Raw genomic sequence first — 22,484 nt, forward strand, 5'->3', positions numbered from 1 at the left:
TGTGACATATTGGAGCCACAGCGCATTTTTATATGGTGCCAGTTTTATGTGACCCGCGGGTCGCCACCCGGGTCAGCCAACAATTTTCTACGATCACGAGTGTGAGCAACACGAATCCGGCCGAGCCAGAAAAGCGTCACTGATAAAGAAATGTGACTTAACCGATTATTCCCACGCTACGTTATCCCAATCCAGGTGGAAATCAGCAGCCTGTTAGGGTTTTCTCATCAGTCCTCTAAAGTCCATTGTCATGTCTTGCCATGCCGCAAGCGCAGGGCATTCCCGATCACCGACACCGAGCTCATGCTCATGGCCAGCGCCGCAATCAGCGGGGACAGCAGCCACCCGGTAAAGGGATACAGGACGCCTGCCGAAATCGGCACCCCAATGCCGTTGTAAACGAATGCGAACATCAGATTTTGCCGCATGTTTCGGACCGTGTGGATGGAGATTTCACGGGCCGCCGTGATGCCTCGCAAATCGCCTTTTATCAGCGTGATTTGGCCGCTGTTCATTGCCGCGTCAGTTCCCGTGCCCATGGCCACACCGACATCCGCCTTGGCGAGGGCAGGCGCATCGTTGATGCCATCGCCGGCCATGGCAACAATGCGCCCCTCCTTCTGGAGGCGTTCCACAAGCGCCAGCTTATCGGCGGGCTTGACCTCGCCATGCACCTCGTCGATACCCAGTTTGGCACCTACTGACTTGGCCGTGGTCAGGCCGTCTCCAGTTGCCATCACGATGCGCAAGCCACTGGCGTGCAGGGCTTTGATCGCTTCGAGCGTGCTGGCCTTGATGGGATCGGTCACAGCCAGGATGCCCGCCAGTTGTTTGTCCACCGCAAGATGCATCACGCTGGCACCCTCATTGCGCAAGCGCTCGCCGTCGATCTTGAGCGTATCGGTGGCCACGCCCTCGGCTTGCATCAAGGCGGTGTTGCCCAGCAGCAGATGCTTGCCATCAATCATGCCTCGCACGCCGATCCCGCTGCTGGACTCGAAGTCCACCGGCGTGACGAGTTCCAGTCCTTTGGCGCGTGCGGCGCTGACGATGGCCTCGGCCAATGGATGTTCGCTGCCTTGGTCCAGACTGGCTGCAAGGTGTAGCACTTCGTTCGCTGTGTAGCCGGGGGCGGCGACAGCGGAATCGAAAGCGGGCTTGCCCTCGGTCAGGGTGCCGGTTTTGTCCACGATCAGCGTGTCCACCTCGCGCATTTTTTCGATGGCTTCAGCATCCCGGAACAGTACGCCCTCTGTCGCCGCACGACCCGTCGCCACCATCACCGACATGGGAGTCGCCAGTCCAAGCGCACACGGGCAAGCGATGATCAGCACGGCCACTGCGTTGATCAGGCCGAATACCCAGCTGGGTTCCGGACCGAACTGGCCCCAGACAAGGAAGGTGACGATGGCGATGGCTACCACCACGACCACAAACTTGCCTGCGACCACATCGGCCATGCGCTGCATGGGGGCCTTCGAGCGCTGGGCATTGGCTACCATCTCGACAATCTGCGAGAGCATGGTGGCGGCACCAACTTTTTCTGACAGCATCACCAGGGCGCCGCTGGTATTCATCGTGGCACCAATCACCTTGTCACCCACGCGCTTGGTCACCGGTACGGGCTCACCGGTCAGCATGGATTCATCGACGGCGCTGGTGCCCTCGGTCACAGCGCCATCGACGGGCACTTTTTCGCCAGGACGGATGCGCAGCAGGTCGCCGACATGTACCTGGTTCAGCGGTACGTCCTCTTCGCTGCCGTCCGGATTGATGCGGCGGGCCGTCTTGGGTGCCAAACCGAGTAGCGCCTTGATCGCCGCAGACGTTTGCGAACGGGCCTTCAACTCGATGATCTGGCCCACCATGGTGAGCGAGATGATGACCACGGCCGCCTCAAAGTAAACAGCCACACGCCCCATGGAGATGAACGAATCCGGGAACACGCTCGGCATCACGGTTGCCACCACGCTGTAGACGAAGGCCGCGCCGGTACCCAGGGCAATCAAGGTCCACATATTGGGGGTGCGATGAATCAGGGACTGCCAGCCACGCACGAAGAATGGCCAGCCTGTCCACATCACGACGGGCAGGGACAGCAACAGTTCAACCCAGGTCTGCACCTCCATGGCAAACCAGCCGAGGCGATGGCCGAACATGGCTAGAACGGTGACAATCACCGTGAGCGGCAGCGTCCACCAGAAACGACGCTGAAAGTCCTTTAGCTCAGGGTCGCCTTCCTCGTCCAGAGGAATGATGGGCTCCAAGCTCATACCGCACTTGGGGCAGCTGCCGGGAAAGCCCTGCCGCACCTCGGGGTGCATAGGGCAGGTGTAAATCGTGCCAGCCGCCGCCGGCGCGACGTCCGCAGGCGCGGTCGGTGCCAGGTACCGCAGCGGGTTCTCCGCAAACTGACCTTTGCACTTGGCGCTGCAGAAATAGTAGGGCCCGCCTTCGTGCGTCAATTTGTGTTCAGACTGCTCCGTCACGGTCATGCCGCACACCGGATCTTTCAGGTCCGTTCGCGGGGCTGACTCGGCAGAGGGGTGACTGCCGTGATGCTGGTGTGCATTCGCGTCCATTGGCTCATACCTTGTCGTTGTCGGAGCGCCGAAGCGTCGGTGCATGGTTGCCGTGCCACCATGACCGCCGTGGCCGCGCATCAGCTGCATTAGCGGACCGGCGAGCAGGGCAATGCCTAGGGCCAATAACCCAGGGATATCCGAGTCAGGCCATTTTTTCCTTTTTCCCTTTTTCTGATCATGCGGCCTGTAACTACTCACGCCCCCTCGCGGGAGCGATCCGGGAGGCCGAGACACGCCGTGAATACGTCCCTGGAGGCTCGGCTGCGGGTTCCCTCCCGCAGACGGTCTCGCCCTCCCGGCGCGCTTCCACTACCCAATCAAGGCAGCAGGGTGAAGGGCTACATGTAGCCTACCCGGCGAGAGACATGGCTGGCGTGCGGAATCGGAGATTCCGCGCCGGCCTCTGACGAATTTCGCGGGAAGAAGCGCCCCGGCCCCTTGGATCGTGTCGCAAGGAGGGCACAACGGAACCGTTAGCCCTTAAGAAACAGTGACCCGCCTTCGGCGACGCGCGTCGGAACGACCGAGCGATCCAGGTCGCCCTTCAAGGTTTCGAACAGATCCCGCGTAAACGTCAGGTTCCCGATCTGCCAGGAGTGATCGAAAGTGCCAATCTCGGCTTGCTGATCCGCCTGTTTGAGGGCGGGGTCACTGCTCAACCGCTCGAAATAGGCACTGCAGTCCACATTGACCGCCTTCGCCGGCACATCGAGCGGCAAGCCGTCACGTCCGACCCGGGGCGACATGCCGACTCGTTTGGCATTCGAAAGCTTCAGCACGGAATCGTAACGGTTCGAGTAGTTCGTAAAGCGCACGCAGTGGCGGTAGATGGCCTCACTGGTCGGGTTGTCTGCCGACATCGAGGCCGCCGAGACGTCACCGGAAATGAACAGCACCTGACTGATGATCCAGCTGAGCTGGGCCAGCAAGGCGTCATCGGCATCGTCGAAGGCCTCCCGGATCACAAAAGCGCCGGTCGAGTGGCCGAGCAGATGGACATTGATCGTACAGTCCGGCGTCTGTTCCTTAGCCAGCCAGTAGATGCCGTCCCGCATCAAGTGCAGAGCCGTTTCCTTGGCGTCGTGGCGGTCTTCCAGGTAGTTCAGCGGCATGTCGGCGCTGGGCCAGTCGAACGATACGATGGCACCGAGATAACCGACCGAGCGCAGATCACGCTGCAACTGCCGGTGTCTGCGCATCACCACGGCTTGATCGTTGTTGTAGCCATGGATGAAGACGAGAACATCGCCGCGTTCTTTGGTCGGGACTCGGGAGTCCTGCCCCCAGACAGAGGCTTGCCGCAGCCGCTTGATCCAGACATCGCGGCGGACCTTGTGCCCCGGAAGCGGAACGGCCGCCGCGGGCAACCCGTCGCTACCATCGGGCACTTCGAGGTAAAGACTGGCGCCCGGTTCGGACACGAACTTGCCACTCCGAACGGCGCGAGCACACATCACGAAATCGGCCATGACCCCCTCCTTGCCATCGTTGACGCTTGAACGAACTGATCGGAACACACCGTAGTCCCAGATCGGCCCGCCGTAAAGGCGACAAAAGTCGTACCGACTTTTTCGATGCTCCCCGACTCACGCAGCCTAAACGCCGAAAAGCTTCTTCTGCAGCTTCCGGAATTCTGCATTGAAGTGCTCTTCGGCATCGGACGGGAACGGGAAGCCGTCTGGACCGGCAAAGACAAACGAGACATCGTCCCCGCCTTTCGCCTCACCGCGGTGCTTCTCGAAGGCCTCCAGCCAGGCGTCGTAATGCTCGATGAGCCGGCCGGCATCACCCATCAGATGCGGCGGGATCAGGTGACCCTTCGACAGCAGAAGATCCCGGCAAGTCCGATTGCCCTCGCGCACCACATTCGCTTCCAGGTAGAGATTCTTGGACCGCCAGCGATTCATCGCGCGTTTGGTGCGGTCGAATTGCATGTGCAGCGGCCCCAGCAGTTCGAACAGCGCCTGCTGCTTCCAGGAGCGAGTCGACTCGAAGACCTTGAAGCGCTCATCGAAGTAGGCCTTGATCTCCGATTCCACCCGTTTGTTGCGGCGCAGGAAAAGGGCGCCCACCGCGGCGGCGGTAAGACTGCTGCCCAACAGGCCACCCAGCGTCAGTTCCAAAAATCCCGGCATCGCACGTCTCCGTCGGATCGTTGACAAAAGGGACTTTCCGCCCCGAACCTCTTCTTGCGTTGATTCACGCGTTTAAACCGTGGCTTCCAGCACCAGGTTGGTCGGCGTCGTCGCCGCCCGCCGCACCTGGCTGAAGCCCCCGGCTTCGAGCACCGCGGTCAGCCGCTTTTCGCCGGCCTGCGCACCCAGGGCAAGGCCGACTTCCTGCGATTTCGAGGCAGGCACACAGACCATCGTCGAGAACGAGTAATAAATCTGGCCCAGGGGATGCAGGTTCTCTTCAAGGCTGTCGCCGGCGAATGGCTCGACGAGCATCAATGTCCCGCCCATCGTCAAAGTGCTGGCGATATGCTGGGCCGCACCGACGGGATCGCCCATGTCGTGCAGGGCATCGAAGACCGTGACCAGATCGTAATTCTTGCCGGGATACCCCTTCGCCGTGACCACCTCGAAAATGGTGTTGGCGGCGACGCCCGCGGCCCGCGCCCGTTCCCGCGCATGTTCGATGGACGGCGCGTGCAAATCGAAGCCATGGAACGTGGAATTGGGGAAAGCCTGCGCCATCAGGATGGTCGAGGAGCCGTGTCCGCAACCCACGTCGGCGACCCTGGCACCCGCTTCGAGCTTCTCCCGGACGCCGTGAAGGGCCGGTATCCAGGAGTCAATCAGGTTCTGGGCATACATGGGTCGGAAAAAGCGCTCGGTGCCGCAGAACAGGCAGGGGCTGTGGTCGCTCCATGGGAGGCCCTCGCCGCTGCGGAAGACATCGACCACATTGGATTCGTCGAAGTACACCGACATCACCGCCTGGAAGAAGCCTTGCATACAGGCCGGATGGCCCTCAGCGGCGAACACCACGGCCTGTTCGGGCGACAACGAAAAGCGGCCCGCGGCGGGATCGTAATTGACATAGCCAGCGGCGGCGTTGGCCGACAGCCACTCCCGGAGGTAGCGTTCGTTCATACCGGTGTTGTCGGCCAGTTCCCGGCTGGTGGCGGGGCTGATTTCCGCCAGGGCGCTGTACAGATCCAGCTTGTCGCCCATGTAGGCCATCAACAAGCCCAAGGCCCCGGCCACATCCCCGATGACCTTGCCCTGCAACTGTTCCAGCGCGGTTTGATCGATCTCGTTCAGGCGCGTGGCCATGGCTCCTCCTGGATTGTCAACGGTAGATGGGTCGGGCCCAAATAGAAACACGAAAAACAAGCAAAGGACAGGTCGGGTTAGCTTTCGGGGCCATGCTTCGGGTGACCCGACGGGGCTGCGGCGGTGCGTGGGACCGGAAAAGCACTGCCTTCCCCTTGAACCGCAGCCGCCTTCGGTGCGCAGCCTCTTTGAAAGGGGCTTGTATCGCGTCAAGAGCATATGCCGCGCTACACTGTTTAACCAGTTCGACGCCACTCGGGTCGGACGCGGATTTTCGTCGCTCACCCGAGCCAGCAACACGAACCCGACGAGTCGCGCTGGCGCCGGAGAACTGTCATAGACAAAACAATCTAACCGGACCGCTTTGCTTACGAAGAGAGCAAATATCTACTACCTCGGGCATTGTTCAGTTGCAGCACTGATTCTCTTGGCGTCAGGAAAGATCATCGAGGAAATTCCTGGAACATAGATTCGGTCTGGGTTACTCGCTATAATCAAGGTATTTCTCAGCGCATGGAGTCACTCGTCGTCACGCGTGCGAGTAATGGCACCGGATGCTACACGGATTCTCCTCGCGATAAACGTTGCTATTTATGCCAAACAACGTCGGCCGCGCTTGAGCGTTGGGCATTGCAAACCACTCCCAATGAAGAACCGAGACCCAATGAATCTCTTTAGTCGACTGATCACAGTGATTTTTGGACTGACAGGACTTTGGTTTCTATTGTTGGCCAGCCCCAACAAGCTCGTCTGGTCAGTCCGCTGGTTGATACCGGATTTCATCCTTATTAATTTGATGACCACGCCGAGGTCCTTGAGTAGTGCCATCGTCGCACTCGGGTTCGCCGTCACCTTGTTGTTGTTTGCGTACAGGCGATTCCACACCTCGTCAAAGAAAACAGCCCAGTACACCAAGAGGCAAGATGGAGACTGGTTCGAATTCGACGTGTCTCCTGCGGTGGCTCCTGTTCTATGGTTCCCAGTGATTATGAGTGTGGTATTCGGCGCTGGAACCATCATCGCCGGAAATGCCTACATGTGGGTCTTTGGCCTGTTTTTCGCTTCCATCGCTGCACTGCTTCTTTTGAGAGATCAGCGAGGCGGTAACGCGACGAGTCCAGTTAGTTTTCGTGTAAGCCAAGAGGGTATTAATACGAAGGCAACATTCCTAGAAAAGGAACATATTCATCATTTACGGATCAAGAACAAATATGCCGGGGATTTCGCAATCGTCTACGATCCCGACCAAGGCGTACCTACTGGCGTTGCGATGGGTATGGCTGGCCGCCGTGCACTCGCGGAAGTCGCCTTCCGAGTAGAAGTGGAAGGCGGCGGTAAGGCGCATGAACTGGCGGCTGGGCTGGACGAGGTAACGGCGCTTGGCCTCTGCGCAGAAATTGGCAAAGCTCTGCAATGAAGTCTCGCGGAATTCTGAGCATAAGCCCGCGTAGGTCCGATTAGCACAGCGTAATCGGACGCATGTTGCGAATCAGGTAACCTCGACATCTAAAGAAGCCGAGCCATGGCCAACTATCGACGTACCTTCGTCCCGGCCTGAACCTGGTTTTTTCGCGGTGAACCTGCTGGAGAGACATCGAAATGATTTGCTGATGGGTGAAATCAAGAATTTGCGAGAAACCGTCCGGCGGTTTCGCGTCCGCTAACTTTTTCGTGTCAACTCCGGGGTTGTTCTGCCCGCCCATCTGCACTGTGTCTGGATACTTCCCTCGGCCGATGCGGACTTCAATTCATCCGTCCGATTACGCTGCGCTAATCGGACCTACGTCGCTGACCCTACTTCCGCCGCTGCCGACCAAAGCGGTCCTTTCCCGGAAAGAGGTGCTCTGGTCGATGCTGGAAAGTAAAGAACTGACCCCAATCCCCCTTCTGACCCCAATCCCCCTTGACTCCAATCCCCCTTGACTCCAATCCCCCTTGACTCCAATCCCCCGATCCTCGGGAACCTCAAGACCGCGATCGCCGGCGCCTACCATGCGTTCGACTTCGCCAAATACGCCAACCGCTATCTGCCAGAGGTGCAATACCGCTTCAATCGACGCTTCGATCTGTCGGTGATCCTCCGGCGTCTCGTCCATGCCGCGGTCGCTACCGCACCCTGGCCCGAGCGGAAAATCAGGCTGGCTGAGATTCATCGCTAATCAGGTGTTTTTTCTCTCCGTGTGGAATATTTTGAACATTATTGTTCGGAGCTCCGATCCGCCTTAAACCCTTTTCGAATCCAGTCAAAACCCCATCCCACTGCATAGAGAACTACGACTGCGGCAAGCCAGAGGGATAATCCTTTGCTAATCATTTCAACCTGCTCTTCTTGTATGAATGCGCGATATTCCTCAACAGAGGAAAGCTTATCGGCAACTGTGTTCTTGAGACTCCCGAGAGCATAGCAAGGCTGTCCGGAAGTCGGCGCGGTATCCAGAATAAAACCGTCTGGGATTGATCGTATGTATTTGCAATCATCCGAACGGAGATCCGAGAGAACGACGTAGTCAGTCGTGGGCAGGTTCGCTGCCACTATCCCGCTAACGAGCATGAGCAATGTCAAACCGATCACTACCCAGAGTCTTTGCCAGCCGTTTAGTTTCATAACTTCGTCTGTCTAACGTCGCGGTTCAGGGGGCGCAGACGAGCGAACCGGGAAGGGAACGGAACAGCGCAGCTGTTCGGCGCTCCCCTGCAACCGCTGGTTGGTCCACGGTTGCATCCTATTCCGTTGGCAACACGTTCTCAGACCACTTCCCGACTTCGTCGACGCGCGCTTGCCAGAACTCGGCCAGCATATCCAGTTCGTCCGGGGGAACCATGGGCTTGTCCAGGTTCTCGAGGAGATTGTATTGTGGTGTGGGAACGTCACCCAAGCTACGCTCAAACAATATCCCAATTCCTACGAAGGATGCCGCGCGCACGACGACTCGGTATGCCACGTCGAACTTATCAAGCGTAATTCTGGTTTCCGCGCGAACCCGCTGGCGGCTCTCGGAAGGCGCAGCTGCGTGAGCTAGGAACTTGTTTGCGTATTCCCGGAAGTCACCACAGGTATCCAGCGTTCTTGATACGTTCCGAAGAAGAGCGGGCTCAATAAGATCCTTCCGAGAGCGCGCAGCCGGACCTGTGCGGGAGAGGATGTCGAACGTCCGATGCATCCGTTCGCGCATCAGAGTCCGAAGTTGATCTGTTTCGTCAAGCGGCCCGTCGAAAGGCGTGCCATCAAAGCAGATATAGTGCTCGCGAGTCAAAAGGTGGCTATGCGTCTCGATGTCCGCAAGTAGCCGTGCAAGGGAAATCACACCCCTTTTCGGGTCGTGGAACCCAGGGTCAATGAGTCGGCGAAGGGCCATGACCTGATATGCCACAAAGCTTCGGTCCAAGAGATCCAGCAGGTCAGCATTGAATCCCTTCTCGGACGATGGATGCTCCGCCGATAGCCGGCGGGCTTCGTTCAATGTCCGGAAGATTGCATCGTCCCAGATGATTGTAGTGAGCTGCTTCGAGATGGAATGCTCGTCATCACCGCAAAGCCACTCATACCAACGCTTTCGACAGCCACGAAACGCGGCCAAGGCCTCTTTGTCCTCGACGTCACAGGCGCAGATATCCGGCAAGATGCTACTCGTCACCACATGCTCCCGGGGCCAACGTTGTTCTTTTGCGGAATCTGCCCTAAGCGCGCTTTACAGAATGTGGGATCAACGTACTATGCGGATTCTGTGAAGCGTGCCACCCATCGCGATTTGCCAGTGATTCGGTTGAGTTTTCGGGCGGAGGCAGCCTGATATTTTGAAAGTAATACATGTGACGTGCCGGGTCAACGCCGAGGTTGATGCACTTGATGGTAGGGCTGGGCGATTGGTTTATGGGGTCAAGTCTTGCAAACATGCATTATTGCGTTCGGACGGTTCGCGCCAACGCACCGCTCGGCTGACCGTGGCGTGGTGCACACGGAAGCGATCGGCAATTTCCTGCATGAGTTAGACGCCAGTGCGGAAAACGCGGGCTATGGCTTCGCGTCGGGCGGGTAGGTCTTCTCGTAGTGGCGCCGCGATCGGGCTTAGGCGTGGCAGCGCCAGCCAAGCCCGCTGGACCGGATCGGCGCGGCAAACCGCTTCTTGCCGGTCCCGGCCCGCGCGAAGTCACGTGATAAAGCCCGCCCGTGCCCCGGATGCGAAATAGCTGAGAAAGATCGTCGCCGACATCACTCGTCCGGGTGGAAGCTAACGCCAGAGCTCAACCGTGCGAGGAAGGAGAGGGGGTTGGATCGCCTTGTTGGGCATGATTTGCGATATACGAGGGTTCGGCGTGGAGCCGAATACCTAGGGCCGTCACCACCTTGAGAATCGTGTCAAAACTGGGAGATCTTTCACCGGAAAGCGCTTTGTAAAGGCTCTCCCGTGACATTCCCGCATCACGAGCGACTTGAGACATGCCTTTGGCACGTGCAATGTCGCCAAGCGCTTTGGCAATGAACGCAGCGTTACCATCCGCCTCTTCCAGGCATGCCTCAAGATAAGCGGCCATTTCTTCAGGAGTACGCAGATGTTCGGCAACGTCGTAGCGGGAAGTTGCTGTCTTTCTCATGGGATCCCTACAGATTACGAGCAAGCCTTAAAGCCGCCTTGATATCTCTTGACTGCTGCCCTTATCACCGCCAGCCAACAAGATCACCAGTTCGCTTCCTTGCTGTTTGTAGTAGACCCGGTAACCTGGGCCATAGTTGATTCGCAACTTGGAGACTCCTTCTCCAACGGGTTCGGTATGTCCTGCATTTCCTTCGGCCAATCGTTCCACTCTGACGAGAATCCGGGCACGCGCCCGAACATCACGCAGGCTATCGAGCCACTTGGCATAGATATCCGTTTTGCGAATCTCCATGATGGAGAAACTGTATCCGGCCGGCTACACCAGGTCAACTCTTCATTGGGAAGCCGGGCATTGTTTTGTAGCGCAGGCGGCGGGCCGCGTCCGAAGGTTTGCTGCGGAGCGCGGTGCGTGGTGTCTTGGGACGGAGGCGACTTGGGTGTGCCGGAACTAGCCGGCCTTAAGCTGCGTGAGGCGGCAGCGACGCTAACCCAACGTATCCTTGAACCGATGAATCAGCCGCCGGTCGCGCTTGTTCGGGCGGCCGTCGCTGACGACGTCGGAGGCTTGTTCCGCGCGCCGACGGTCGATTTCGGCCTGGCGCTTCGCAAGGCTTTCGGGGGTTTCCTCGTATAGCAGCACGGCTTCCTTGGCGGGACCACGGCGGCCGCTAAGCGCGATCACGGTGATTTCCCAGGAGAAATGGTCCTTGGAGATTTCGAGCGTGGCACCGACGGTCACGTCCTTGCCGGGCTTGGTGCGTTGCCCGTTCAGATGGACTTTACCGCCGGCGATGGCTTCGTTGGCGAGTTGGCGGGTCTTGAAGAAGCGCGCGGCCCACAACCATTTGTCTAGCCGTACGCCTTCGGCAGGGGTTGACTGTTTTCCGGGACCGCTCATGAGGCTGGCCGCAACGGGCGATCGCTGCGCGTGGGCTTGATGCCGTGCGCCGGGTCGGGCTCAGCGATTCGGCTGCTGGGTGGGTAGGCCCGCGTCGGACCACCCCTTGTAGCCGCCGGCAAGGCTGACGACCCGCGTGAAGCCGAGTTTGCCCAGGGCTTCGGCCGCCAGCGCCGAGCGACCGCCCGACTGGCAGTACAGTATCACCTCGCCATCCCGGCGACCCTGAATCTGCGGGTGACCATCGATGCGGAATTCGAGCACGCCGCGGGGGATGTTGACGGCGCCGGGCAGGCAGCCGGCGGCGTATTCCTCCGGTTCGCGCACGTCGATCAACGGCGCTGCGCCCAGCTTCGTTTGTGCCTGGGCTGCGTCGATTTCACTGATCGTCTGCTTCGCGGCGGCGACGAGCTCCATTGCGGTCATGGCCATCGTGACTTGCCTGAATTTGGGTATTGCGTCAGGTGGTGGGATCGGGTCGCGGGCGAATCAGGCCGAGCGGCGCAGATTCTTGGGCAGAGAAAAGACGACCTTCTCCTCGATGCCGTCTTTTTCACTGACGGTATGGCCACCCCAATCCTTGAGCTGCGATACGACGTTCTGTACCAGGATCTCGGGGGCCGAAGCGCCAGCCGTGACGCCGATGCGCTCGGCGCCTTCGATCCAGGAGCGATCCAGTTGTCCTGCGTGATCGATCAGGTAGGCGCGCTTGCCGAGTTTCTCTGCGATCTCGCGCAGCCGGTTCGAGTTGGAGCTGTTGGGCGAGCCGACCACGAGGATGACATCGCATTGGGCGGCCAGCTTCTTCACGGCATCCTGCCGGTTCTGGGTCGCGTAGCAGATGTCGTCCTTTTTCGGGCCGATGATGTTCGGGAACCGCGCGCGCAGCGCCTCGACGATGGCTTGCGTGTCGTCGATCGACAGCGTCGTCTGCGTCACATAAGCCAGGTTTTCGGGGTTCTTGACTTCGAGCGTCGCGACGTCCTCCGGCGATTCGACCAGATAGATACCGCCCGCGGAATTGGAGTACTGGCCCATCGTGCCTTCCACCTCGGGGTGGCCGGCGTGCCCGATGAAGGCGATTTCGCGACCCTCGGCGGCGTGATGGTGCACTTCGATATGCACCTTCGTGACCAGCGGGCAGGTGGCATCGAACACCTGCAGCTTGCGCTCCTTGGCTTCATCCTGGATCTCTTTCGAGACGCCGTGGGCGCTGAAGATCACGGTCGATGCCTCGGGCACCTCCGCCAGTTCCTCGACGAAGACGGCGCCGCGGTCGCGCAGGCCATCGACCACGTAGCGGTTGTGAACCACTTCGTGCCGAACGTAGATCGGAGCCCCGAACACCTCGATCGCGCGTTCCACGATCTCGATGGCTCGGTCGACGCCCGCACAAAACCCGCGTGGGTTCGCAAGAATGATTTCCATGGTTCGCTCTCGTAATTTCATACCCCGTGACTGGGGCATTGTGACATCTAGGGCAGGGGGGAATCAACGCGGCAGCGGCCGCTGGCGCTCTTTCGACCACAAAACCTCGGCGCCGGCGCGGCGCGCCAGCACGCGCGCCATGACGAACAGGAAGTCGGAAAGCCGGTTGATGTAGGCCAAACCCGCCGGATTGATTTCCTCGACGGCCATCAGGCTGACCATCAGTCGTTCGGCGCGCCGGCAAACCGTCCGTGCGACATGGCAGGCGGCGGCCGGGGCACTGCCGCCGGGCAGGATGAAGTCCTTCAGCGGCGGCAACTCGGCGTTCCAGTGGTCGAGCCAGGTTTCGAGCCAATCGGTGGCGTCCGGACCGAGCACGCGATAACCGGGAATGCACAACTCGCTGCCGAGATCGAAAAGGGCGTGCTGGATTTCGCCCAAACAGGCCGCGATGTCTTCCGGACAGTCCAGGGCCAGCAAAACGCCGAGCTGACTGTTCAGTTCGTCGACCGTGCCGTAGGCCTGGATGCGCAGCGCGTCCTTGGCGACCCGTGTGCCGTCGCCCAGGCCGGTGCTGCCGTCGTCGCCGGTGCGGGTATAGATTCGGGTCAGGCGGTTGCCCATCAGACCAGCTCGCTGTCGGCCACGATGATGCCGTCTTCGTCGGCGTACAGGAAATAGCCGGTCTTGAAATTGACGCCGGAGAAACTGATCAGGGTGTCCTGTTCCCCCGCGCCGCGTCGGTGATGGCTGGGCGCCGGGTGCGTGTGCATCGCGCGTATGCCGATCGGCAGCGTATTCAGGACCGCGGAGTCGCGGACACAGCCATAAATGACCAGGCCGGCCCAGCCGTTCGCGACCGCATCCCGGGCCGCATCGGCGCCGACCAGCGCGCAACGGTGAGAACCGCCGCCGTCGATCACGAGCACCCGGCCGGCACCCGGTTCCGCGAGCGCCTTGTGCAGCAACACGTCGTCTTCGAACACCTTGAGCGTCTTCACGGGTCCGCTGAAGACTGTGGACTGTCCGTAGGGCTTGAAGATCGGTTCGGCGATCTGGAGATGGCGATCCGCGAAGCGGTCGCACAGGTCGGCGGTTCGAAAGCTCATCGGTGTTTGGCGTTATCAGCAGGTGAGGGGCGGAAATTCACAGGTATCGGGCGATCAACCCGTTGTCCCAGGTGCCGGGCGGCAGCGGGATGCGGACCTGCCAGCCGCCACCGGGTGCTTCGTGCAGGGCGTTGCCGCCGGTGTCTTCCATGTGTTCGAGCACGATGTCGCGGTTGCCGGCCGGCGCGATGAGTTCGAGGCGATCGCCCACGCCGAACTTGTTCTTGACGAGGATCGAGGCCATGCCCGAGTCGGCTTCCGTACCGGTGATCTCACCGACGAACTGCTGCTGGTGGCTTTCGGAGTGCCCGCGCACGTAGTTCTGGTATTCGTGGCTGTGGTGACGCTGGTAGAAGCCGTCGGTGTAGCCGCGCTGCGCGAGATTTTCGAGCACGCCCCACAGCGACGGGTCGAACGGCCTTCCGGCCAGCGCATCCTCGATTGCCCGGCGATAGACCTGGGCCGTGCGCGCGACATAGTAGTACGACTTCGTGCGTCCCTCGATCTTCAGGCTGTCCACGCCCAGTTCGACGAGCCGATGCACGTGTTCGACGGCCCTCAAATCCTTGGAGTTCATGATGTAGGTGCCGTGTTCGTCCTCCAGCACCGGCATCAGTTCCCCGGGACGCGTTTCCTCTTCCAGGAAATACACCTCGTCCGCCAGCGGGTGACGATCGCCGCAGGTGCTCGCGCTCGCGGCCTCGTTCAAATCGGTCAGGTTCAGTTTGATCGCGCCGGGCACGTAGTCGCCCTCGGCGTTTTCTTCGGCAGGCGCCACCCGGTACTTCCAGCGGCAGGAATTCGTGCAGGTGCCCTGGTTGGGGTCGCGGTGATTGAAATAACCTGACAGCAGGCAGCGCCCGGAATACGCGATGCACAGCGAGCCGTGCACGAAGACTTCCAGTTCCATGTCGGGGCATTGCTGGCGGATCTCGGCGATCTCGTCCAGCGACAGCTCGCGCGACAGGATGATCCGGCGTACCCCGACCGACTGCCAGAAACGCACGGCGGCATAGTTCAACGTATTGGCCTGCACCGACAAGTGGATCGGCAGGTCCGGCCAGGCCTCGCGCGTCAGCATGATCAGGCCGGGATCGGCCATGATGACGGCATCGGGTCCCAGCGCGACGATCGGTTCGATGTCCCGGATGAAGGTCTGGACCTTGCGGTTGTGCGGCAGCACGTTCGCCGCCAGAAAGAACTTGCGACCGAGCCGGTGCGCTTCGGCGATACCGGTCGCGAGGTTGCCGGCCAGGAAGTCGTTGTTGCGGACGCGCAGGCTGTAACGCGGCAGGCCAGCATAGACCGCGTCGGCGCCGTAGGCGAAGGCGTACCGCATGTTCTTCAGCGTGCCGGCCGGCGACAGCAGTTCGACGTTCTTCATGGCGGGACGGGATGGTACACTCGGGGGCGTGGGCAGCCCGGAAGTTTAACGTAAACGCCGTTTCGACGCGCAGGATTTTGATGACGCCAGCAGCACCGAATTTCCAGACGATAGAGGCTTTTGTCGGCAATACCCCGCTGGTTCGCCTGCAGCGCCTCCCCGGAAACAGCCGCAGCGTGGTTCTGGCGAAACTCGAGGGGAACAACCCGGCCGGATCGGTAAAGGACCGGCCCGCGCTCAGCATGATCAAGCGCGCCGAGGAGCGCGGCGAGATCAAGCCCGGCGATCGCCTGATCGAGGCGACCAGCGGCAATACCGGCATCGCGCTCGCCATGGCCGCCGCCATCGGCGGCTACCGCATGACGCTGATCATGCCGGACAACATGAGCGCCGAGCGCCGCGCAACGATGAAGGCCTTCGGTGCCGAGATCATTCTGGTGCCGGCGGCAGGCAGCATGGAAGCCGCCATCGACCTGGCGCGCGCCATGGAAGCGCGCGGCGAAGGCAAGATCCTCGACCAGTTCGCGAACCCGGACAATCCCCGGGCGCACTATGAGGGCACGGGGCCGGAGATCTGGCGCGACACACACGGGACGATCACCCATTTCGTCAGCTCGATGGGGACGACCGGCACCATCATGGGCACGTCGCGGTACCTGAAGGAACAGAATCCGGACATCCAGATCGTCGGCGTGCAGCCCCGGGACAACGCCAAGATACCGGGCATCCGGCGCTGGCCTCAGGAATACCTGCCGAAGATCTACGATGCGGCGCGGGTCGACCGGATCATCGACGTCGGACAGGAAGACGCCGAAGAAACCACGCGCCGGCTCGCGGCGGAGGAGGGGATCTTCGCCGGGGTGTCCTCGGGCGGCGCCGTCTTCGCCGCCCTGGAACTCGCACGCGAGTTGGAGTCGGCCGTCATCGCCGTGATCATCTGCGACCGCGGGGACCGCTACCTGTCGACCGGCGTGTTTCCGGCATGAGTCACCTTATGCTGCCGTATGTCAATGCGACCGCCGCAGTGGCAGGACGACTGAGCCATGGCCGCTAAGCCGACCCGCGGCGCCGCGCGCAAGGCGCGTCTGGCCGCGATGCCGCCGGCGATTGCACCGATCGATTCGTTCACGCACGACGGGCGGGGCGTGGCCCATGTCGATGGCAAGGCCGTGTTCGTCGACGGCGCCTTGCCGGGCGAGGAGGTCGAGTTCACGTACAAGCTGATCCGCCGGGATTATGCCGAAGGGCGGCTCGATCGGATCGTGTCGGCTTCGCCGCACCGGGTGGAGGCTCCCTGTCCGTGGTTCGCGGCCTGCGGAGGCTGCCGCCTGCAGCATCTGGCCCGCGACGAGCAGATCGCTCTAAAGCAGGGCTTGCTGCTGGAGCAACTGCAGCGCATCGGTCAGGTCAAGCCCGCAACGGTCTTGCCGCCGCTGGTCGGCGAGCCCTTCGGCTATCGGCGCAAGGCGCGTCTCGGGGTCAAGTACGTGCCGAAGCGCGGGCGGGTTCTGGTCGGCTTCCGCGAAAAGGCCAGCGCGCTGCTGGCGGCCATCGATTCCTGCGCGGTGCTGCATCCGGCCGTGGGGACGCGCATCGCCGAACTCGGCGACATGATCCATTCCCTGAGCATTCGCGACCAGATCCCGCAAATCGAAGTGGCGGCCGGCGACGAACAGGTCGCGCTGGTGTTTCGCGTCCTTGCCGACCCGTCGCCGGATGACCTCCAGACGCTGAAGCACTTTGCTGAAACGACCGGGCTCACGCTCTACCTGCAGCGCGGCGGGCCGACCAGCATCGCCCCGCTGTATCCGAAGCAGCCGGAGCCGCTGGCCTACCGGCTACCCGAACAGGAGGTCAGCTTCGAGTTCGCGCCGACCGAGTTCACGCAGATCAATCAGGACATCAACCGGCGCATGGTTAACCGGGTGCTGGAGCTGCTGAACCTGGAGGCCTTGCATGAAGTGCTGGACCTGTTCTGCGGGCTGGGCAACTTCACGCTGCCGATCGCCCGCCGCGTGGCCCGAGTCACGGGCGTCGAAGGCGAACTCGGGCTGGTCGAGCGCGCCCGCTCGAATGCGCGCCTGAACGGCATCGCCAACGCCGAGTTTCACGTGGCCGACCTGTTCCAGCCGCAGATCGGCGTGCCCTGGATCGACAAGCCCTTCGACCGCGTGTTGATGGACCCGTCGCGCTCGGGCGGGCGCGAGATCCTGACCTGCGTGCCGCGCTGGCGGGCGCCGCGTATCGTCTATGTGTCGTGCAATCCGGCGACGCTGGCCCGCGATGCCGGGATGCTGGTGCATGAGCACGGCTACCGTCTCACGCAAGCCGGCATCATGGACATGTTCCCGCACACGGCCCACGTGGAATCGGTGGCCGTATTCGAGCGATGAGCGATCTGGCGCCCGCATCCGCCGAGCGCTTCCTGCGGGTCAGCATCCCGCGGCAGGCGCTCGACTGGGTGGAGCACGGCAATGTGATGCTCAGCTACCCGGTGTCGACGGCCCGCAACGGCCCCGGCGAACGGCGCGGCAGCGAGTGCACGCCGCGCGGCTGGCACCGTATTCGCGCCAAGATCGGCGCGGGTCAACCCTCAGGGGCCGTGTTCGTCGGGCGGCGACCGACCGGGGAGGTCTACGGTGACGAACTCGAATCCCGCTGCCCCGGCCGGGACTGGATTCTGACGCGGATCCTGTGGCTCGGGGGACTCGAAGCAGGCTTCAACCGTTACGGTCCGGTTGATACGACCTGGCGCTACATCTACATCCATGGCAGCCCCGATCGCGGTGTCTGCGGCATCCCGCAATCCCACGGCTGCGTCCGCATGCGCAGCCCGGATCTGCTGGACCTGTTCGAACGCGTGCCGGTGGGTATGCGCGTGCTGATCAGCGAACAGGACTAGTCCGCAGCCGGCTTTTTGGCTCCGCCCCCGCCTTTCAGCCAGTCCTCGACCGGAGCCATCTCGGGGGGCACCAATCCCTTGACGATCAGGTCCCGGAGCTCGGTCAGGGCTTCCTCGTCGAAGCGTTTCTCCCCGGGAAGTACCGCATGGCGGTTTTGCCGATAGACCTTCTCGGCCTCGGCGACGCGACCGCTGTAGAGTAGAGCGTGCGCAAGATTCAAACGTAGCCGCGGCTGGTTGCCGTCGATCGCGAGCCCCCGCTGGGCGGCGTCCACGGCTTCTTTCGCCTGGCGATGCAGCAGCAGATAACGCGATAGGCGCCCATAAGCCTCGGCCGCTTCGGAGCGTGCCGCCGGCAAGCCCAGCTTGCCGCCGATTTCGGCCAGCCGATCCGCAGCGCGTTGTTGCAGCACGACCGCTTCGGCGAGTTTGTTTTGTGCCGCCAGCAAGGCCGCACCGCGTTCCTGTGCCGCGGCGACATCCCGTTGCCACTGCAGGTTGGCGGGATCCTGCGCCGACAGGCGCGACGCGATCTCGGAGAATTTCTGATAGGCCGCGCGGGCGCCGCCGATGTCGCCCTGAACGGCGCGAAGATCGCCCAGCTTCTCGAAGCTGACCGCGAGGTCGCGCTGCCATTCGGCGTTGTCCGGTTCGCGCCGCACGACCTGCTGCGCTATTTCCTGATAGCGCTGGTAGGCGGCGTTCGCCGCGGGACGGTCGCCCTGCGTCAAGAACAGGTCGCCCAAGGCGCCATAGCTGTGACCGAGTTCCCGTTGCCAGGCGAGTTGCTCCGGCGCCTCGTTCGTCAGCTGCAACAAGGTGACCTGGCGCAGGCGCAAAGCCTTCAGCGCACCGGGGAAATCGCCCTGGGCCGCGAGAATGCTGCCCAGACGTTCGTGCATCAGGGCCTGGTCATGCCGAACCTGCCGGTCTTCGGGCCGGGCCTTGGACTGTCGCTCGAAGATCGCGAGCGCCTTGCCGTAGGCGTCCCGCGCCGCGGCAGGATCCCCGCGAGCTTCCATGGCATCGCCGATTTTCGTCAGACTGACAGCGAGATCGCGCTGCCGGTCTTCATCCTCCGGCTGGCGTTCCGCCAGCTCCTCTGCCAGCGCCAGCGCCTCGCGATAGGCGTCCAGTGACCGCGGCAGGTCGCCGCGCCGCGCCAATGCCTCGCCGAGCAGGTCGAGTGCGACGCCGCGCGTCCTCAGCGCCGTGTCCGAGGCGGCCGCATCTGCCGGCAGCGCCGCGTAGTAGTCCAGCACCTTGCGGGCCGGCGTCTCCAGCAGATCGATACGGCCCAGCGGCGTGAGCTGATCCGCAAACGCCGTCAGGATGAAGGCCGCCAGATCCTCGCCCCGCCGCCGTTCGTCCGCCGCCGTGCTGCGTTGCCGCTCGACCTCCTGCTGCAGCCCGTAGACGATCACCGCCAAACCGCCGGCGATGAGCACCAGCAACACGATCAGCAGCATCGGCCATATGCTGCCGCGTTGTGATGCGCCTGCGGTCGCCGTCGAAACAGGGTGATGCCAACGTGAGGCGTCTTTGCGGACCGGCATGGGTGTTCGTAGGCGATAGTCGCGGAAGGGGTGAAACTGGGGGGGAACGCTCGGGGTCCTGATGGGGTCGACAGCTGCGATGTACCAATACCGGCCGAGCGACTGCAGACCCGAACTCGGATTCGGCCGCATGATGATGTCCTGTTTTCGATCCGGAAGACGGTCGACATCCGACGCGCTCGGGGCAGTGGGACTCGGCCTTGCGGACGGGCTGCAGTCGCGAGATCGGGCCGCCGCCGGGGGCTCGATCCGCCCGGAGGGCCGGTCAGGAAGGTCGCTGGAGGCTTTAAAAAGGGCGAGGCCGCGGATTTCGAGAAACCCGCGGCCCAATACGAACCAATGTCGTCCTATTCGACGCCGATCTGCCAGACTTCCTCGTTGGCTTCGACGATCTTGCCGGTCGTCGCGTCGACTTCAACTTTAATTTCCTTGCCATCCTTGGACACGATGTCGACCTCATACGACGCGGCACCGTCGGATTCGATCTCGTACTCGATTTCCTTGATCTCACCCGGATACTGCTTCAGTGCGATGTCTTTCGCCTGTGCCAGGCTGATCTTGGCCTTGGCCTTGAATGCCGGATGATCGGGCGTTTCGACTTCCTCTTCCTCTTCGGTGATCTTCCCGGTCGCAGCGCTGCACTCGATGTCATACATCTTGCCGTCGCTGCCGCGCACGTCGAGTTCGAACACCGCTTCGCCGCTCTCGGTCTTGCGTTCGACCTTTACGACGGTCCCCGGGTGCTTCGCCAGCACGCTGTCCATGCATAAATCCATCGCATTCTTCGTTTCCGGGGCCGAATTTGCAGCCCCAGTGATGGCTCCGGTGATCAGAACGATGGCGCAGGAAAGGGTATGGCGTTTCATGGGATGTCCCTCCGTTTTGGTATCGTGGACTAGAATATCACGGGACTTTCACCACAGCGGCGTTGCCCCCGTTTCTGGGTCGGGGCAGCGCCTCAGCGCCGGGGAAGCCGGAACGAGATCCGCTGCCGTGCACGCTGTTCGACCGCCCGGCCGCTCCGGTAGGCGGGCTTGAACCGCCATTGACGAATAGCCTCCAACGCCGCCTCGTCGAAGACGCCGGGGGGTTGAGCGGCGACGACGGCCGCCTGGCTGACGACGCCAGCGGCATTGATCGTAAGTTCCAGCGTCACGGAGCCCTCGAGACCCTGACGCTCGGCCCTCGGGGGATAGCGCGGCATCACCCGCGACAACACGACGACCCCGCTGTGTCCGCCGCCTCCGCCGCTTCCGGTGCTCGTGCCGGCGCCCTGTGATTGGGCGACGCCGTGGCCATACGTTCGGGTCTCCCCCCGCGCCGCGCTCCCCGAGGCCGCGGCGGATGACTGCACGCTGCCGGTGCCGCCCGGTGGGGCCACGGCCGGGTAGGAGGGTACGGTAAGCTCTGGCTCCACCGCCGCGTGTGCGATGGCGGGGCGCGGTTTGGGCTTCGGGACTGGCTTCTCCGCAGCTGGCGACTTCACCGGTGGCAGCGGCTTGGCGGTGCGTGGTTTCGGGGCTGCGGGCGCCGGGGCGTGCCGAGTCGGAGCGCTGTTCGAAGCAGGCGCCGCGTCCGGTGTCTTGTTCCCCGCGGCGTCGTCCGTCTCGGTCTCGGTGACCGTCGATTGGGTGACAAAGCGGATCGGGACCGGCGGCGTGAGGGCGGTAGTGAGACCGTCACGCCGCGCCACCAAACCATCAATCATCAGCAGTACCGCGACATTGACCGCCATGGCCAGCAGCAGCGCGACCGGTAGTGGCCACCAGCCGCGCTCGGGCGCCGGCCGGCGGGCAGCGTCAATCATCCGTGGCCGTCGGCTGGCTGGCAGCAACCGAGATGTCGGTGAAACCAGCCAGGCGCAGCTGATCCATGACCTGCACCAGCAAACCGGTACGGCTGTTTCGGTCGGCGAGAATCAACGCGGTGCCCGCGGCGGTGCGGGTGCCCGGTTGCTCCAGGCGCTGGCGCAACTGACGGATATCGACCGGGTCGCTGCCGAGCCAGATTTGCTCATCCGCACTTACGGTCACCACGGTGGCCAACTGGTCGGGCGGAGTCGCCGTGTGGGCGCTGGGTCGCTCGACCGGCAGCGCGGAGTCGCGGATGAATGACGCCGTGACCATGAAGAAAATGAGCAGTATGAACACCATGTCGATCAATGGCGTCAAGTCGATCCCTCTGCCGTCGGCGTCGTCGGCGGCATCGAGCCGGGAACGGCTGCGTCGACTCATCGGCGGCTCGGCGCAGTCGGCATGTTTCGCTCGGCGTCGCGCGCGAGCCGATGCAGGTGATGGCCGAGGGTCACTCCGAACAAACCCATGATCAGACCCGTAAGCGTGGTGATCAGCGCTTGTGAAACCCCGTGCGCGACGATGCGTGGCTCGGCGATGCCGAACAGGCGAATCAAATCGAAGGTCTCGACGATACCGGTGACGGTGCCGAGCAGCCCGAGCATCGGCAGAATGGCGGACAGCGTGCGGATCAATGGCAGGGTGCGGCGGAGCGCCAGGCGGGTCTCGGCCCCGATCGTCAGCCTGGAGGCCGCATCACCGCGAGACAGCTCGCCGTGTCCTGCTCGCTTAGGGAGCGTTGCCAGCAGGAACCAATAGCGCTCGAGGATCAGTGTCCACAACAGGACCGAGACGCCGAGCAACGGCCACATGACGGGTCCGCCCAGCGCCATCAGTTCCTCGACATGCTGCTCCGATTGTTGTACGAGGCTAGAGAAGTCGACCATCTGCCG

Annotated in this window: 22 protein-coding genes and 1 pseudogene; 5 read left to right on the plus strand and 18 right to left on the minus strand. The window is 62.2% G+C overall.

The window, feature by feature from the left end:
- Window positions 1-248: 248 nt before the first annotated feature.
- From ACW73L_RS19060 to ACW73L_RS19075, 4 genes are all read right to left on the minus strand, one after another.
- Complete coding sequence (locus ACW73L_RS19060; RefSeq protein WP_498924159.1) at window positions 249-2,783, minus strand: heavy metal translocating P-type ATPase; 2,535 nt, start codon at window positions 2,781-2,783, stop codon at window positions 249-251.
- Between the two features lie 275 nt (window positions 2,784-3,058).
- Window positions 3,059-4,054, minus strand: a complete 996-nt coding sequence (locus ACW73L_RS19065; RefSeq protein WP_498924160.1) for an alpha/beta hydrolase — start codon at window positions 4,052-4,054, stop codon at window positions 3,059-3,061.
- A gap of 126 nt (window positions 4,055-4,180) precedes the next feature.
- The gene (locus tag ACW73L_RS19070; RefSeq protein ID WP_498924161.1) at window positions 4,181-4,720 is read right to left on the minus strand and encodes a hypothetical protein; all 540 of its coding nucleotides are present in this window, start codon (window positions 4,718-4,720) and stop codon (window positions 4,181-4,183) included.
- Between the two features lie 72 nt (window positions 4,721-4,792).
- A complete protein-coding gene (locus ACW73L_RS19075; RefSeq protein ID WP_498924162.1) occupies window positions 4,793-5,866 on the minus strand; it encodes a class I SAM-dependent methyltransferase in 1,074 nt (357 codons plus the stop codon).
- Between the two features lie 664 nt (window positions 5,867-6,530).
- Here ACW73L_RS19075 and ACW73L_RS19080 point away from each other — a divergent pair.
- Both ACW73L_RS19080 and ACW73L_RS19085 read left to right on the plus strand, forming a co-directional pair.
- Window positions 6,531-7,283, plus strand: coding sequence for a hypothetical protein (locus tag ACW73L_RS19080; protein WP_498924163.1), 753 nt, complete (start codon window positions 6,531-6,533; stop codon window positions 7,281-7,283).
- Window positions 7,284-7,818: 535 nt separating this feature from the next.
- Window positions 7,819-8,025, plus strand: a pseudogene (locus ACW73L_RS19085) (transposase); the annotation flags it as partial.
- Window positions 8,026-8,589: 564 nt separating this feature from the next.
- Here the strand turns inward: ACW73L_RS19085 and ACW73L_RS19090 are convergent.
- The 9 genes from ACW73L_RS19090 to trhP form a co-directional block, all read right to left on the minus strand.
- Entirely contained in the window at window positions 8,590-9,501 is a 912-nt protein-coding gene (locus ACW73L_RS19090) for a hypothetical protein (RefSeq protein WP_498924164.1), read from the minus strand.
- 607 nt (window positions 9,502-10,108) lie between these two features.
- Window positions 10,109-10,459 carry an addiction module antidote protein gene (locus tag ACW73L_RS19095; protein ID WP_498924165.1) on the minus strand — a complete coding sequence of 117 codons (351 nt, stop codon included), beginning with the start codon at window positions 10,457-10,459 and terminating at the stop codon, window positions 10,109-10,111.
- 27 nt (window positions 10,460-10,486) lie between these two features.
- Window positions 10,487-10,753: a type II toxin-antitoxin system RelE/ParE family toxin gene (locus ACW73L_RS19100; protein WP_498924166.1), complete on the minus strand. Its 267-nt coding sequence runs from the start codon at window positions 10,751-10,753 to the stop codon at window positions 10,487-10,489.
- 192 nt (window positions 10,754-10,945) lie between these two features.
- A complete protein-coding gene (locus ACW73L_RS19105; protein WP_498924167.1) occupies window positions 10,946-11,359 on the minus strand; it encodes an RNA-binding S4 domain-containing protein in 414 nt (137 codons plus the stop codon).
- Between the two features lie 60 nt (window positions 11,360-11,419).
- A complete protein-coding gene (locus ACW73L_RS19110; RefSeq protein WP_498924168.1) occupies window positions 11,420-11,791 on the minus strand; it encodes a rhodanese-like domain-containing protein in 372 nt (123 codons plus the stop codon).
- Between the two features lie 57 nt (window positions 11,792-11,848).
- Complete coding sequence (gene ispH / locus ACW73L_RS19115) at window positions 11,849-12,787, minus strand: 4-hydroxy-3-methylbut-2-enyl diphosphate reductase (RefSeq protein WP_498924169.1); 939 nt, start codon at window positions 12,785-12,787, stop codon at window positions 11,849-11,851.
- A 63-nt stretch (window positions 12,788-12,850) separates the two neighbouring features.
- Entirely contained in the window at window positions 12,851-13,411 is a 561-nt protein-coding gene (locus ACW73L_RS19120; protein ID WP_498924170.1) for a cob(I)yrinic acid a,c-diamide adenosyltransferase, read from the minus strand.
- Window positions 13,411-13,896, minus strand: a complete 486-nt coding sequence (rraA, locus tag ACW73L_RS19125; protein WP_498924171.1) for a ribonuclease E activity regulator RraA — start codon at window positions 13,894-13,896, stop codon at window positions 13,411-13,413. The genes ACW73L_RS19120 and rraA overlap by 1 nt, the downstream gene beginning before the upstream one ends.
- Before the next feature lie 37 nt (window positions 13,897-13,933).
- Entirely contained in the window at window positions 13,934-15,280 is a 1,347-nt protein-coding gene (gene trhP / locus ACW73L_RS19130) for a prephenate-dependent tRNA uridine(34) hydroxylase TrhP (protein ID WP_498924172.1), read from the minus strand.
- Between the two features lie 80 nt (window positions 15,281-15,360).
- Here trhP and cysM point away from each other — a divergent pair, with 80 nt between their 5' ends.
- The 3 genes from cysM to ACW73L_RS19145 are packed head-to-tail and all read left to right on the plus strand — an operon-like array spanning window position 15,361 to window position 18,182.
- Window positions 15,361-16,266, plus strand: a complete 906-nt coding sequence (gene cysM / locus ACW73L_RS19135; protein WP_498924173.1) for a cysteine synthase CysM — start codon at window positions 15,361-15,363, stop codon at window positions 16,264-16,266.
- A 57-nt stretch (window positions 16,267-16,323) separates the two neighbouring features.
- On the plus strand, window positions 16,324-17,673 hold the full coding sequence (gene rlmD, locus ACW73L_RS19140) for a 23S rRNA (uracil(1939)-C(5))-methyltransferase RlmD (RefSeq protein WP_498924174.1): 1,350 nt from the start codon (window positions 16,324-16,326) through the stop codon (window positions 17,671-17,673).
- Entirely contained in the window at window positions 17,670-18,182 is a 513-nt protein-coding gene (locus ACW73L_RS19145; RefSeq protein WP_498924175.1) for a L,D-transpeptidase family protein, read from the plus strand. The genes rlmD and ACW73L_RS19145 overlap by 4 nt, the downstream gene beginning before the upstream one ends.
- Here the strand turns inward: ACW73L_RS19145 and ACW73L_RS19150 are convergent.
- From ACW73L_RS19150 to ACW73L_RS19170, 5 genes are all read right to left on the minus strand, one after another.
- The gene (locus tag ACW73L_RS19150) at window positions 18,179-19,651 is read right to left on the minus strand and encodes a tetratricopeptide repeat protein (protein ID WP_498924176.1); all 1,473 of its coding nucleotides are present in this window, start codon (window positions 19,649-19,651) and stop codon (window positions 18,179-18,181) included. The genes ACW73L_RS19145 and ACW73L_RS19150 overlap by 4 nt on opposite strands.
- A gap of 434 nt (window positions 19,652-20,085) precedes the next feature.
- Window positions 20,086-20,604 (minus strand): PepSY domain-containing protein, encoded by a 519-nt coding sequence (locus ACW73L_RS19155; protein WP_498924177.1) that lies wholly within the window; start codon window positions 20,602-20,604, stop codon window positions 20,086-20,088.
- Window positions 20,605-20,696: 92 nt separating this feature from the next.
- Complete coding sequence (locus ACW73L_RS19160; RefSeq protein WP_498924178.1) at window positions 20,697-21,545, minus strand: energy transducer TonB; 849 nt, start codon at window positions 21,543-21,545, stop codon at window positions 20,697-20,699.
- Window positions 21,538-21,972, minus strand: a complete 435-nt coding sequence (locus tag ACW73L_RS19165) for an ExbD/TolR family protein (RefSeq protein ID WP_498924179.1) — start codon at window positions 21,970-21,972, stop codon at window positions 21,538-21,540. Before ACW73L_RS19165 ends, ACW73L_RS19160 begins: the two co-directional genes overlap by 8 nt.
- A complete protein-coding gene (locus tag ACW73L_RS19170; protein ID WP_498924180.1) occupies window positions 21,969-22,478 on the minus strand; it encodes a MotA/TolQ/ExbB proton channel family protein in 510 nt (169 codons plus the stop codon). The genes ACW73L_RS19165 and ACW73L_RS19170 overlap by 4 nt, the downstream gene beginning before the upstream one ends.
- Window positions 22,479-22,484 lie beyond the last annotated feature (6 nt).

It is taken from the genome of Methylolobus aquaticus, from assembly GCF_054172105.1.